The 14,060-nt window shown below is 36.7% G+C and carries 18 protein-coding genes; 10 read left to right on the top strand and 8 right to left on the bottom strand.

Annotation, left to right across the window (positions count from 1 at the left end; genetic code table 11):
* Positions 1–126: 126 nt before the first annotated feature.
* From Q0874_RS05080 to Q0874_RS05045, 8 genes are all read left to right on the top strand, one after another.
* The gene (locus Q0874_RS05080) at positions 127–582 is read left to right on the top strand and encodes a DUF2267 domain-containing protein (protein WP_299160234.1); all 456 of its coding nucleotides are present in this window, start codon (positions 127–129) and stop codon (positions 580–582) included.
* Positions 583–732: 150 nt separating this feature from the next.
* The gene (locus Q0874_RS05075) at positions 733–1,365 is read left to right on the top strand and encodes a WG repeat-containing protein (protein WP_299160232.1); all 633 of its coding nucleotides are present in this window, start codon (positions 733–735) and stop codon (positions 1,363–1,365) included.
* 5 nt (positions 1,366–1,370) lie between these two features.
* Complete coding sequence (locus Q0874_RS05070) at positions 1,371–2,135, top strand: SDR family NAD(P)-dependent oxidoreductase (RefSeq protein WP_367275403.1); 765 nt, start codon at positions 1,371–1,373, stop codon at positions 2,133–2,135.
* Between the two features lie 10 nt (positions 2,136–2,145).
* Positions 2,146–2,868, top strand: coding sequence for an FMN-binding protein (locus tag Q0874_RS05065; protein WP_299160230.1), 723 nt, complete (start codon positions 2,146–2,148; stop codon positions 2,866–2,868).
* 33 nt (positions 2,869–2,901) lie between these two features.
* A complete protein-coding gene (locus Q0874_RS05060; protein WP_299160228.1) occupies positions 2,902–3,213 on the top strand; it encodes a DUF5661 family protein in 312 nt (103 codons plus the stop codon).
* 182 nt (positions 3,214–3,395) lie between these two features.
* Positions 3,396–3,890 (top strand): hydrolase, encoded by a 495-nt coding sequence (locus tag Q0874_RS05055; protein WP_299160226.1) that lies wholly within the window; start codon positions 3,396–3,398, stop codon positions 3,888–3,890.
* Between the two features lie 30 nt (positions 3,891–3,920).
* Entirely contained in the window at positions 3,921–4,370 is a 450-nt protein-coding gene (locus Q0874_RS05050; RefSeq protein WP_299160224.1) for a hypothetical protein, read from the top strand.
* Between the two features lie 2 nt (positions 4,371–4,372).
* Complete coding sequence (locus tag Q0874_RS05045) at positions 4,373–4,834, top strand: hypothetical protein (protein ID WP_299160222.1); 462 nt, start codon at positions 4,373–4,375, stop codon at positions 4,832–4,834.
* A gap of 44 nt (positions 4,835–4,878) precedes the next feature.
* Here the strand turns inward: Q0874_RS05045 and Q0874_RS05040 are convergent, their stop codons facing one another.
* From Q0874_RS05040 to Q0874_RS05010, 7 genes are all read right to left on the bottom strand, one after another.
* A complete protein-coding gene (locus Q0874_RS05040; protein ID WP_299160220.1) occupies positions 4,879–5,625 on the bottom strand; it encodes a slipin family protein in 747 nt (248 codons plus the stop codon).
* Between the two features lie 249 nt (positions 5,626–5,874).
* The gene (locus tag Q0874_RS05035) at positions 5,875–6,540 is read right to left on the bottom strand and encodes a hypothetical protein (RefSeq protein ID WP_299160218.1); all 666 of its coding nucleotides are present in this window, start codon (positions 6,538–6,540) and stop codon (positions 5,875–5,877) included.
* A gap of 47 nt (positions 6,541–6,587) precedes the next feature.
* Entirely contained in the window at positions 6,588–7,313 is a 726-nt protein-coding gene (locus Q0874_RS05030) for a hypothetical protein (protein WP_299160216.1), read from the bottom strand.
* 16 nt (positions 7,314–7,329) lie between these two features.
* The gene (locus Q0874_RS05025) at positions 7,330–7,623 is read right to left on the bottom strand and encodes a zinc ribbon domain-containing protein (RefSeq protein WP_299160214.1); all 294 of its coding nucleotides are present in this window, start codon (positions 7,621–7,623) and stop codon (positions 7,330–7,332) included.
* A gap of 79 nt (positions 7,624–7,702) precedes the next feature.
* Positions 7,703–8,749: a hypothetical protein gene (locus Q0874_RS05020; RefSeq protein WP_299160211.1), complete on the bottom strand. Its 1,047-nt coding sequence runs from the start codon at positions 8,747–8,749 to the stop codon at positions 7,703–7,705.
* On the bottom strand, positions 8,746–9,921 hold the full coding sequence (locus tag Q0874_RS05015; protein ID WP_299160209.1) for a M20 family metallopeptidase: 1,176 nt from the start codon (positions 9,919–9,921) through the stop codon (positions 8,746–8,748). The genes Q0874_RS05020 and Q0874_RS05015 overlap by 4 nt, the downstream gene beginning before the upstream one ends.
* Positions 9,918–10,529: a flavin reductase gene (locus Q0874_RS05010; protein ID WP_299160206.1), complete on the bottom strand. Its 612-nt coding sequence runs from the start codon at positions 10,527–10,529 to the stop codon at positions 9,918–9,920. Before Q0874_RS05010 ends, Q0874_RS05015 begins: the two co-directional genes overlap by 4 nt.
* A 115-nt stretch (positions 10,530–10,644) precedes the next feature.
* Here Q0874_RS05010 and Q0874_RS05005 point away from each other — a divergent pair, with 115 nt between their 5' ends.
* The gene (locus tag Q0874_RS05005) at positions 10,645–11,742 is read left to right on the top strand and encodes a site-2 protease family protein (RefSeq protein WP_299160204.1); all 1,098 of its coding nucleotides are present in this window, start codon (positions 10,645–10,647) and stop codon (positions 11,740–11,742) included.
* 73 nt (positions 11,743–11,815) lie between these two features.
* Complete coding sequence (locus Q0874_RS05000; protein WP_299160201.1) at positions 11,816–12,988, top strand: hypothetical protein; 1,173 nt, start codon at positions 11,816–11,818, stop codon at positions 12,986–12,988.
* Positions 12,989–13,085: 97 nt separating this feature from the next.
* Here the strand turns inward: Q0874_RS05000 and Q0874_RS04995 are convergent, their stop codons facing one another.
* Positions 13,086–13,946 (bottom strand): universal stress protein, encoded by an 861-nt coding sequence (locus Q0874_RS04995; RefSeq protein WP_299160199.1) that lies wholly within the window; start codon positions 13,944–13,946, stop codon positions 13,086–13,088.
* Between the last annotated feature and the right edge of the window lie 114 nt (positions 13,947–14,060).

Below are 14,060 nucleotides of genomic sequence, written 5' to 3'. Positions count from 1 at the left end.
TTTTAGAAAAGATGCATTTGCTGATTTAGAATTAAAATCTTACTAATTATGGTTCAAGTGACCAAGATCATTTGTAATGGCATTGCTACTGCTCATCTTTATAGTTCACTTATAAAAACTATAATCATGGCACTAAATTTTAATCAATATGCTACAGAAGGGAATACCTTCCTTAAAGAATACACCAAGGAAATGAATCTTGGCACCAATAGAGATAAAGCAGGTAGAATATTATCTGCTATTCTTCACAGCTTACGCGATATAATTTCAACCGAGGAATCTTTGCAATTAATTGCGCAACTGCCCATGTTCTTAAAAGCAGTTTATGTAAACGGCTGGACTCTTAGAAATAAAAAGAAGTTGAAAATAAAGCATATGGCTGAATTTATAGACCTGGTAAGAAAACACGACGGTCCTTCAGCTGTTAATGATTTTGAATACAGTGATGAAGTGGCCGAGCAATATATAGATACTACCTTTATTTATTTGAGAAAATATATTTCCCTGGGCGAGATGGAAGATATTAGGGATGGCCTTCCAAAAGACCTAAAGAGTATGATTTATTCCAATATTATGTTCTAAAACATAAGAAGAGATATACATTCCTATGGCTGTTCAACATACCAGGCACAGATAGCTATTCTTGGGTTTTTGGGATGACGAAGGTCATTTTATACCAGCTATGGGCAGCGTAATTTTGCTGCTGATATTAACACTTTAATATAAAATCTTATGAAAAAAATATTCCCGCTTTTCGCTTTGTTCATACTACCCTTTTTCCTTTTTGCACAGGGGCTTACAGGCATTGATGAAATAGCGCCATTTAGTGAAGGATTAGCAGCAATAAGGAAAGGTAATGAATGGGGGTTTATTAATAAAGAAGGCCAATTAGCAATAGAATTTAGAGACGATCTTGTTTGGAACAATTTACCTGCTACCTCAGTAAACGATGTTAGTTCAATCCGTTTTCCTCAATTTAAAAATGGCAGATGTATGATAAAAAAAATAATGGAAGAAGAGGAGATTCCTACTTATGGCTTTATAAATACCGAGGGCAAAATAGTAATTGAACCCGAATATCTGAATCTAACTGAATTCAATGAAGGATATGCCGTTGGCATTCTTGTCACCAAAGACTTTAGAGGAAAAAACAATTTTCAATTGAATATCTATGATTATAAATTTAGTGAAGTTCTCCTGGATACTGCCGGCGATATTATGCTACTTATTAATAAGAGAGATGGAATTTCGATGTCCGTAAGACGTTATGAATTGCCTGAACTTCGTGCAAAATTTCTATCGGTTAACACTTTGGCCGTAAAATCTTCAACGAATACATGGGAAATACGAAAACTTGAATTATAAATATAATGATGGAACTATTAAAAGATAAAGTCGCCATTATTACCGGAGGAGCTGCCGGAATAGGCAAGAGTACTGCCGCGTTGTTTCTTAAGGAAGGGGCAAGTGTTATGCTCGTGGATATAAATAAAGAAAAGCTGGAATCGACTTCCAAAGAACTAAATTCTTCTCATTTGGACTATTGTGTCGCCGATGTATCTAATCCTGCTGATGTAGAAAGATATACTGCTGAAACCTTGTCCAAATTTGGCAAAATAAATCTGTTCTTTAATAATGCGGGAATCGAAGGAGCCTCCAGTTCTATTGAAGACTATCCCAATGACGTATTTGATAAGGTAATAGCCGTTAACCTTAAGGGAATATGGTATGGGTGTAAATATGTAATTCCGAAGATGGTTGAAGGTGGATCTGTGATTATCACATCCTCGGTAGCCGGACTTAAAGGATTTAAGGGTTTAGGAGCCTATGTAACAAGTAAACATGCCGTTATTGGTATAATGAGAGTGTCGGCCTTAGAATTTGCCGATAGAAAAATACGAGTAAATACCATACATCCGGGACCAGTTAACACCCAAATGATGCGAAGAATAGAAACGGATATTTCTCCGGATAATTCAGCCGAGGTTCAAAAAGGTTTTGAAGCCATCGTGCCTTATGGCCGATATGCAGAAGCTTTGGAAATTTCTAATCTGGTGCTTTATCTTGCTTCAGATGAAAGCAAATATGTAAACGGAAGCACTTATGTGATAGACGGTGGATTGATGGCTGGTTAAAAGTAGCTAAATGAACACCATACTAAAAGATACCGGAATCAAATTAGCATTAGCACTAATACCTGCATTAATTTGGAACTGCAGGGAAAAACATGAGTTGGAGCAGCCTGTCAAAGCAGTGTATGTTACTGAGCAAATTTCTCCTGTTGTAAAGGAGTTGCTGGTTTTTGCAAATATACCTTATACTGATACCTCTGATATTTCCAGTTTATTGGGTTTTAAGTTTATTGATGAAAATGGCAAAGTTGTTATTTCCGATTCGGAAAAAAATACGAAGATTTATAAAAACCTTGTAAAGGGCAGGTCGACTTCTAAGCTGCCCTTATTTGAAATTCTTGGATCTGATGAGGTGATCCTGGTTATCCAAAGCAGAGGAAATATCGGAGCCATCTGGGCGAAAATCATCATTGACAATAAAAGGAAAGAAATTATGAAGCTCCAGTTTGAACATATGGCGGAATCGGAAGGATATGGTGCCGCAATCACGCAGAGCTCTTTTGAAAATCAATTTGTTGGAATAGAACTGGACCCTGATTTAAAGGACTTTGGGCTAAAACAGAACGGTGTGGTATTAATTGAAGGTGTCAACATGATTGATGGTATCTCCGGAGCAACAATAACCAGTAAAGCCGGGGTAGAAATGATTAATCAAGGATTGCAAAAATATCGGAACTACCTGAAGCAGCCATTAGTCCAATTAGAAACCGATAATATCACTAATAGCAAAAAATAAAGACAGGTTGCTTTGATGTGTAAAATATATCCCATGGGAAATATAAAAACTGAAATTAAAACTACAATGAAAATGAAAAAAATGAATAGAAAAGATGCCAAAGAGATAGGACAATCTCTTGGAATCAATTGGGAAGAAGTAAGCTTGGATGAATTTACTGATGGAATTAATGTAGAATTTGAACATGGAACAAGGTTTCCTGAAACCAATGTCACTAATGACGACAAGTACCTTACCGGAAAAATTGCCTGGGCACATTTAAAAGAATTCCCGGATTATTACACCAGGCTTGAAAAAATGGAAAAGGAAGCCGAAGACTTTTGGAATATCCCCAAACCTAATTGAGGTCCCTCAGTACGAGGGAACAATAAATCCTATTGATCTAATAACTGAAAATTATAGCTTAAGATACCGCTTTTTGCATCCTGGATTTAAGTATTGTGCGTTTTAGAAATATATTAAAAAAAGAACTGCTCCAGGAAAACTAATCTGTTAGCCCTTGACCGGTACTTTTAAAATTATACGTTATGGAAGTGGAAAAACAAGAATGTTGCCCAAAATTTCATCCTGAAAAATGGAATGAAAAGACATTCGCTTGGGATGATAAAAAGTTTATTAAGGCTACCGTGCCTACTTTTTTTCATATTCCATTGCCTCCAATGATAGGAAATAGAATTACCAAAATGATGAAACTGGCGGAGGATTCTAAAAAACTAGCAGCCGATAAAGAAAATATCCTGGTATTATTTACGGACCCACATGCTTTTATGTCAGAAATCTATCTCTCCGTAACCGACAATGTGCCAAACGCCGTTAACACAACACTTTCCGGAACATTCAGGGGTAAGGTATTTGATGGTGCCTATAATGATATCCCAAAATTCATAAAGCAGATGGATTCTTATTTGCAGAAGCGCAAAGAAAAAGCTGAAAGATATTATGTGCATTATGCCTACTGCCCCAAATGTGCTAAAGAAGCTGGTCATAACTACATGGTACTATTTGCCCAATTAGAAAAATAAGAGATTGCAGCAACGATTATAAATCCAGTTATGAATACTAAAAAAGGTGTCGGATTTTGGATTTTAATTTCAACGACACTTGTTTTAATTCTCTTTTTGACTGCAGGCCAAACTTTATCATTAATAGATTATAATTTGGCCATAGACCTGGGATTACAAGAATCAGAAAATGAAATTGGTAACGTTGGAATAGCTTTTGCCAAGGGTTTCGCCTTTGGAGATACCATATTCTATATCCCCATGCTGGTTCTTGGAGTACTGGGACTAATTAAAGAAAAAAAATGGGGAGCTTTTATTATGTTTGGAGGTTTGGCCATCTCGGTTTATTGGCCCATAGTGCACCTATATACTATTTCTATCGAAACAGACGCAATTGTATTGAATCCTGATAAATACATTTCCTTTCCTATCATATTAACATTAATAACCGTTTATGGTTTATGGGGGATGATTTATTTGTATAAGAATCGCACATATTAATAATGAAAAGATCAATCTCTTCTAATCTTCTTATTTTATTAATTTTTTTTCAAGCTATTAGTGCAATTCCTTCGGGCTTGAGTCTTTTAAATGATCCTTCAGGCAATGGTATTGGTCTTTCTATAGATGTACTCAAAAATACACCATTTAAGAATTTTTTGATTCCCGGATTATTCCTGTTAGTAGTTTTAGGCCTGATACCCTTAATTACTTTGTACGGATTACTAACCAGGAAATGGCTGAATTGGGCCCGGAAGATCAATTGGGATAAGAAATTTCATTGGTCCAACGCCTTTTCCTTTTACATTGGGATATTACTTATTCTGTGGATTAATATGCAACTCTACTTTGGGATTGTTTATAATAATCTACACTTCTCCTATACAATTCTGGGAGTGTTAATCATAATACTTAGTCAATTCCCGGCCACAAAAAGAGATTATACTACAGAGAATGTCAATTAGAACTCATATTACTAAATCACATTCCATATTTCCAAGAAATTTTTCTAGGAATCTTCTTTTTTGGGTGTTCTGGGCAATACTTCTTCAGGAAACGGAAAGAGTATGGTAGAATTTTTCTCTGCAGCAATATTGGATAATGTCTGATATAACCTCAGCTTAATTGCAGAAGGCGATTTATCTATTTGTAATCCTGCTTCCAGTAATTTGCCTGCAGCCTGCTCTTCGGCCTGCGCAAGAATTATCCTGGCTCTTCTTGATCTTTCAGCTTCTGCCTGGTTGGCCATCATTCGTCTCATGTTTTCAGGCAACTGAATATCTTTGATTTTTACATCTATGATCTCAATACCCCATTGATGAGTTTCCTGTTCAACGATACTCTTAATATTTTTGCCCATTTCTTCACGTTTTGATAAAATGGTATCCAGCTCTACTTTTCCACATACATCCCTTAATGCTGCCTGAGAAAGCTGTGTAATTGCAAAGGAAAATTCCTCGACTTCCAGGACCGCCTTTTCCGGATCATTAATCTTAAAGAAAACCACTCCGTCTATGCTGCAGGGCACATTATCTTCCGTCATTACTTCCTGGGATACAATATTTATGGTAATAACCCTAATATCCACAGTCTGAACTGTATCCACTATGGGTATTATCCACCTGAAGCCAGGCTGTAAGGTCTTCACATACTTTCCGAATCGAAATTTTAATGCTCTTTTATACTCAAAGACAATTCTTATTCCTGCAAATAGAAACAACAGGAATACAATGGTGAAAACAAATAGTGCGCTCATACCGATAGTTTTAAATTATTTTTATTTTCCCGTAAATAATACCTTATATCTACTCTTCGTTTGTTTTTCTAATCCAATTAAAGCTTGATCCTCCGATTATTAATGCAAGATGGAGTTCACCTTCAGGTTAAAACGAGACCCTTTTAAAGTTACAAAATATATGGCCCGAAACAAAACATATAAGCGTCAAAAGATATTGATACAAATACACTAATTAATTTAATAAAAGCTCTGGATATCAGGGTTTTATTAATGGTTTACCTTAATTTTATCTTGTTTAAGTTTTAAAAATTTGTAGTAGGATATATCCAGAAAGGCAAACCACAGAATATAGCAGATAAAGGTTACTTTTTGGATAACCGGTAGGCTTCTTATCATAGCCCCGGTTTCATATATATAATAGTTTCCCAAGAAAATCAGCAGACATATAATACCCAAAATCAAAAGTGAGAAATATTTCGCCTTGTATAATTCAACAAAACAGCTGATAAAGGCAATTACCCCAAAAAAACCCGCGATACGAACTGTAATATCATGAGTTCCTGATGTGAGAGACATAGTAATTGCTAAAGCCAGAATCCCTGCAAGCCACATGACAATGAGATTGGTGCTTTTATTTGAAAAAAGTCCTGGTAAATAATACCACAATAAAATCAGACTTACACAAAGCACTGCCAGTGAACCCCTGGCAAAAAACCGCGCAGGATTTAAATCCCCGTTTATGGCATATAAGTCCAATAAATCACATAGGTAGTTGTTCCAAAAACTGAATCCTTCCTGATCCAATACCATCCATGAACCCCCGGGATAATTAATGGCCGCCAAAACATATAAAACAACAAATATACCCATTCCTACAAGTGGCAAGAGCAATACAGAAGGTTTAGGAACTACCGGAAGTATATCTATTTTCATAAGCCTATCATATTCCGAGTTTATAAAAAACCTGAGAGAGAGAATGGCTATCGTGAAGAATTCCTATATAAATTCTCCGCTCTTCTTTTTATCCCATAACACATTTTCCTGTCCATGGCAAATACAACAGGTTCGCCCAAAGGCCCAAATAGCAAACTGTTTTTAAAGGTAGGTTTGAAATCTACTCTATTTCTAGAGATAAACTTTGACCTATGTTCATCAATTGGTTCAACCATCCACAACCAACTGAGATGCAAATAATTCATAGGAGATTCTAATGCCTGATTGTAGACGGAATTTTTATTTAAATCGTACCAATTTTCAATCGCCATAGCTTTGCCATGTTCACAAATTACAAGTGGATAAGCATCCTTTGGGCCAAAGGGTATTAAATCCCCTATTTTAGGTTGTTGAAATTCCGGTAAGATTTGATCGGCATTATAGATGTGTAAACCCAGTATGTTTTCTAATGCCTCATAACTGTAAAAACCACCCTTACCCTGCCCTAGTTGGGCAACCCATGGCCATACAAAACTCGCCGGGGCATTTATTTCTATCGCATGAACAAACTCTGAGCGTGGTTGCGGCACGAGATGATCTCCCGGAAATGAAGCGCTTGCCTCCTTACTATTCATACCCCATCGGTCCCTTAATGGTTTAAAAAACAAGGTTAAGTAGGCTGCAGTAATAATAAGAATACCCTCTACTCCTTCCAGAATTTGAAGGAATGTGAAGCGTGTTCTTCGCTGTTCATTAAGTGAAACCGTTTCCATTGATATCTGCGCAGTGTTATTTTTCTACTTGTTTAGCTTTGTTTGATTTCCGCCAGCGCCTAAGGGCAGGAAGTGTTCTACTTGCCAATTTGGCTGCATCAACTTCTGACATTCCCATTTTAATGGCAATATTCATATTCTTTGCCATTTTTTCTTCAAGGCTAATCCCCTTATCGGTAAACTCTCCCTCTTCATAACAATAGTGGCAATACTCTGAATTTATACTTCCATCGCTATCGGTCCCAAAATCTGTCATATTTTTCATTGGCATTCCACAACTCTGACAAATATTCTTTTCTGAAGCTTTCATGGTTTATTCAATTTTAATTTTCATTTCTAAGATAAAAACTAAGTGATTAGTACAGTATGATATTTGTCAGTCAAAGGCCTTAATTACTATAAGCCATTGTATTTTCTGATAAATCAAAACCGGTCTTTGCAGACAGCACTTCCTTTAACTCCTCAGAAGTTGAAGAATCAATCAAATTCAGAGCATTAACATTACAAAGTTTTTTAACCATATTAACTCCTGCCAACGTATTAGATGTAATCCCGGTCACAATGTCCGGAATAATTTCGAACGCTGCCATTAATCCGTATACAGCGTATGGATCCGAAGCACAAAGAACAATACATTTTATATGGTCTCTCAAAGCGTTAATAGCCAGATCACCATTATAGGGCTCCAAAGGCGATGCGCCTATCTCAATAATGGCTACATCGGCATTTTGATGCTGAATTCTGCTCAATAGCTGATCTAACTTTGTCCTGTAAATGTCTACCGGACAAATTGAAGATGGCAGTCCAACATCCACAAAATCCATAACCGCATTTGCGCCCACGTCCTTAATGGCCAGAATATCTTTATAACGTCCGGCACCGGTGAGCTTAGCACCAACTACGTTGTATCCGGCAACTTTAAAAAGATTGGCTACTATTCTGGCAGAAGTTGTTTTACCTGCAGACATGGAAGTCCCTACAAATAGGATCACGGGTGTATTAAATGGAATTGGCTCACCTGATTCCACAAAATCGTTCATGGTAAGTTTTTTACCATTTCTGAATGCATGGCCTGTATAATTTACTTCCATCATATTTGGCAAAAAAATAGATTTTGAGGTTAATTTTCCCATAAGACCAGCTCCGGTCAAAACATGCATCTTAAGGTCGGCTTTAACTTTGCGCCATGTCCCTGTCGCTTCAAGAGTTGCATAACGCTCCCCCAATGCACCTACGATTGATTCTCCTCCAATTACTCCCCGCATTCTGCCCGTAGTAAGCTCTAAATTTAGTGTGTTACTTCCCGGGTCCAGAATCTTACTCACAACATAATCGCCGGTTGCCCATTGGGCCCTATCAAGTTTTTCTAAATTGAATTCGATTTCAGCCAAATCGGAAATTCTAGTTAGTGATGTATAAATGAATTGATGGTTCATGTTTTTTCATTTAAAGGTTCTAATAATAACAAGAGCGTTAAAAGGGATGTCCTTTCAATAAGCTTGTTCTGTAAAATATACTCGTGCGCTGCGTGTGCTCCATCTCCGGGGGTTCCAAGACCATCGAGAGTGGCAGTATAAAGGCTTGTTGTATTGGCATCTGAACCTCCCCCGGCAGTTGCTTCTTCCAGATCCAGCCCCAATTGTTGTCCTTGTTTCTTTGCCATTTCCCATAAAAGCTGGTTACGAGGAGTTTTTTCCATAGGCGGTCTGCCAATACCCCCTTCTATTTCCATTACAACATCTTTATGTATTGGCTTTAGGGCTTTTATTTTTTTTGTAATCATATCCCCATCTGCTTCTTTAAGGACTCTAACATCAATAACAGCTTTACTTAAAGGTGCAATCACATTGGGTGAGATACCCCCTTCAATCATTCCTATATTTACAGAGATCCCTCTATCCAGATCATTCATAGCGTAAAGCCTCTGGACTTGCTGGGATAATTCTACTATGGCACTCACGCCTTTGGCAGGGTCTAATCCGGCATGCGCTGCCTTGCCGCGAACGGTAATAGTAAAGCGACCTAATCCTTTTCTTGCTGTTTTTAATTTTCCATTCAATCCTAAAGGGGGTTCCAAAACATAGGCCCGGTTTGCAAGTTTTGCCAATCTTTTAAGCGCATTAGTAGACTCTCTGCTTCCTGTTTCTTCATCAGAATTTATGAATATTACAGGTTCCACTTTTGCTGTTATGTTCATCTCCCTGATCGCCATTAGGGAAAAAACCATCTGGGTAATACCAGCTTTCATATCATAAACACCAGGCCCTTTTATCTTACCTCTAATGTAAGTTAGGGGCATATTTTTTATTGTTCCTAAGGGCCAAACAGTATCGCAATGACCTATCAAAAGCTGAAGGGGTAAACCTTTCTTTCTATTTTTGGGTCTTGCATACAAATAACCGCCGGTATTTTTGCCTGACATATGAATTACCAAATAACCCATAGCAATAAATCTATCTCTTAGATAAGCCAATATTTGGTGCTGGGAATTAATTTTGTCCGTGGGCGATTCAATACTAACCAATTCTTTTAAAAAGAGAATCATTTGTTCTTTATTAGTCAAAAGATACTCCTTGGTATGGCCCGCTATTTTCTCCGGGGTTTTCATCGCTTAAAATTTTTTGGAAAGGGGAAAGCAATTGTTTCCGTGATCTTAGCAAACCTGCCCGGGGCAATATATACAAGTAAGGGGTTTTTTGAAATTTGATCCTGCTCATCCATTTCCGAAGCTTTTATATAATTTCTATGGGCATAAGCCGACTTAATTTTTCCAGTTATAATACTATAATCATCAAAGCCATCAATAATTTTATGTAACCCACACTCCAAATAAAAATAGGCGTCAGCTAATATCGGTGCATCCATTGAAGGGGCCTTTAAAACAGGCAACGCTTCAACTATCCCTTCTGATTTTGAAATACAATCCAATCGTGGACTGGCACTCAACGAAGTTGTGATTATTTGATCGGGTTTTGGAAAACTCACGGTAAATTCACCTGTGGCCAACACATTGCTAAATGTATTGTGCCTTGGCGTACAGACAAATCCAAAATAATTGCCAAAACCCAAGGGCATAGCCATATGTTTTGGGGCTAGATCATAACCTTGCTTTTCCTTTGTCCCAATTACGACCAAAGGAGCTACAGTGAAAATTTGATCCCAGATTGAAGTTAAATTGTCCAGGAGTACATAATTATCTTGCTGTAATGTGTCCATAAGAGATGATTTGAAGAGTACTATCCTTAAAATTACAATTCAAATAATAAGTAAGTAATGACCATGGTCATTGTTAAAAATCCTGTATCTGAATAATTTCATGAAAAACCAAAAGATGAAAGGTGCATTAAAACTCGGGAAAATTGCCGGAATTAGAATAGAGGTGCATTGGACCTTTACGCTTTTATTGATCTGGGTAGTTTTCCTTGATATACAACGCGGCGGAACTACGAATACCGCCTTGATGAATATTATTTTAATCTTTTTGCTCTTCTTTTGCGTAGTACTGCATGAATTAGGACATGCACTAACTGCGAAGCGATTTAATATAGATACCAAAAAAATTACATTGTTACCCATTGGTGGTGTGGCATCTTTAGAAAAAATGCCTGAAAAGCCAGGGCAGGAATTGATTGTAGCTTTAGCGGGGCCCGCTGTAAATGTGATAATTGCAATATTGCTCTTTCTGGTGGTACCTATGAAAAATTATTTTGGCCTGGATGCCGATAGTTTGATACAGTTATTATCAGCACCTAGTATGGAGACTCTTTTATTTTATCTTTTTATAGCCAATGTGATGCTGGTGGTCTTTAATTTAATCCCCGCTTTTCCTATGGACGGCGGTCGTGTGTTTCGGGCTTTGCTGACTTTTACCATGGATAGGACCAGAGCTACCCAAATAGCAGCAGGATTGGGGCAGGCTTTAGCTGTAATTTTTTTCATGCTGGGTCTGTTTTTCAATCCCTTCCTGATATTAATTGCGCTCTTCATTTATTTAGCTGCCTATAGTGAAAATCAAATGGTCAAACAGAAATCCCTGGTCGAAGGGCATTTTGTAAAGGAAGCCTTGTTGACTAATATTACGCTATTACATCCCGAAAATAGTCTTGAAGATGTTTTTGAAATACTATTAACCGGTACAGAAAAAGATTTTGTAGTTACAGAAAATGGGGAAATAGTTGGCATTTTAAATCATAAAGACATTATTAAAAATGCTCAAAATGGTTCAATTAAAGTAAGGACAATTATGAACACAAAATATAATACTATGAGCGCTTTGGATGAGTTAAAAGAATTCTTTGCTATGATCAACAATGAGCAGCAACGTTTCTTTCCTGTTACAGACAAAACCAACAAACTAATTGGTGCAATTGATGTAAATAACGTAAGCGAATTTCTTATGCTTAAGACAAATTTGCATTCAAAATCATGAATTAACTCAACTTCCCTGATCCTTGTCATTTCGTACTTCAGCATGATTTAATAAATTGAGAAAAATTAGGGTCATGGTTAATTTTTTAGCACACACATTTACAAAAAAAGCTTTTGAACAGCTAGCTGCAATAAGGAATCAGCATTGCGTTTCTATTTACTTGCCAATGTATAAAAAAGGTAAAGAACAGAATGAAGACTTAGGGCAATCTAATTTAAAATCTTGTCTGAAAAAAGTACATGCAGTATTGGTTGAATACGGGTATCATGAAACTAAAATAAATTCATATCTTGAACCAATCCGGAATCTTATTTTCGATCTAAGTCTCTGGAGAAATCCCTCAGAAGGTCTGGCAATATTTTTAGATAAAGATCTCGGATTCAGGTACTATAAATTACCTTTCCCTTTTGATATAAAAACCTATGTTGCCGATCATTTTTACTTAATCCCGTTACTTCCTTTGTTTCACAACAACGGTATTTACTATCTTCTGGAATTAAGCCGCGACTATGTGAAATTATACAAGGGTTCCAGAAATAACTTCCGGGAACTTCAAATTAATAAAATAATTCCCAAACAATTAGAAGAAGTTGTGGGATATGATTTTGAGCAAAAGATGTTACAAAACAGAACAGGTCATATGATGTATCCGGCCGGGTCATTTCATGGCCAGGGAGAAGGCAAGGAAGACCAAAAAAAAGAACTGGTTAGCTTCTTTAGACAAATAAATCAAAGTGTTACTGAAATGCTGTCAAATAAAAAGGCTCCATTGATTTTGGCATGTACCGATGAATTGTATCCTATTTACAAGAAAATAAATTCACACCCTAATTTATGGGATACCCATCTAAGTGGTGATCCTGAATTTAAAGGTACGAATGAGTTGCACAAAGAATCCTGGGGTCTCGTTCAATATTATTTTGAAAATACAAAGCGTGTAAAACTGGCAAAGTTTATCGCCAAAATTCATACTTCTAAAACTTCCTTTCGCCCCTCGGAAATTTTTTCGGCAGCTGTCAAAGGAAAAATAGATACCCTCTTTGTGCAGCAAAAAGAAGATGTTTTTGGCACCTATAACAGTGCTAAAGGATGCTTAATTATTGATTCCCGTAAAGAAATGCGAAATATCTCCTTATTAAATATGGCTGCCATATATACTTTTCTCCAAGGTGGAAATGTCTACTTTCTGGAGGCCGAGGAAATGCCTGTTAAAAATACCCCTATGAATGCCTTGTTTAGGTTTTGACCGAACCAAATGTTTAGCATTGATTCTCCGCTAACCTTTTTTGAGAAGTATTGCCTATACTTTTCTTTTATACGATTACAAATAAGATGATTCGCGGTCAATGATCATGAATTTCCAATACTGTTTTTTGGTAGCTTAACAATGGAACAAGTCGCTCCAATTTCATGCGTTTTACCAAATCAAAATGCCAAAGATTCGGAATTAAGGCATGACCCTCCCTTTCCAGCATTACAAGAATATCTGCATCTACCTCTTTTAAATAGTCTTTTAAGGTACTGAAAATATCATCTGATAATCTAAATTCAAAACTGATCTTTTTATACGTAACCTTTTCTTTAAGCATTTCCTTAAACCAAAGCATTTGATCTTCGGCAGCATATTCTTTTTTGGTTGAAACATGAATTAATTTAATTTCGGTATTGAAGGCAGATGCAAACTCAGTAATCTTTGCAATAGCCGGGACATCTGCTTCCTCAAAGGCCGTTGCGTATACAATGGTATTTATTTCAGTAATCCGTGCATTTTTAGGAACAGATAGTACAGGAACAGAGGATTTTTCTATCAATGCAGTCGCTGTGCTGCCAATAATCAGGTCTTTTACAATATTACTTCCGGTCATCCCAACTACTATCAGATCCGCTTTTATTTCTTCAGCCTTTCCCATAATCCCATCTGACTCAATACTATTCTCAACCACAGAAATAACAGGGCTCTTGTCAGCATCTTTCAAATTTAAATGCTTCCAGCAAAAAGCATCCAGCTTTTCCCGGTGATTATTAAAGGCTGCTTCTTCCAAGCGGGCATATGCCAAACTGACTGTACTAATAAAAGTAGCTGAAATATCAAATACATGAACAACATGAAGCTCGGCTTTTAGTTTTTTACAAAACACATTGGCCAACTTGAGTGCTGAAATTGAATTATCTGAATAATCCGTGGCACAGAGTATAGTTTTCATAGGATATGCATTTAGAATTAATTGAAATAACAAGATGAATCTATAAAAAAGAAAAACAACTAAAAATGACCTAAGTCATATCCTGTAAGAAAACCACAATATGACAATTGTCAT

This window comes from uncultured Eudoraea sp., assembly GCF_947490415.1.
Lineage (GTDB): Bacteria > Bacteroidota > Bacteroidia > Flavobacteriales > Flavobacteriaceae > Eudoraea.
The sequence above is the reverse complement of the archived record's forward strand: the minus strand, read 5'-3'. Positions and strand labels throughout refer to the sequence as shown.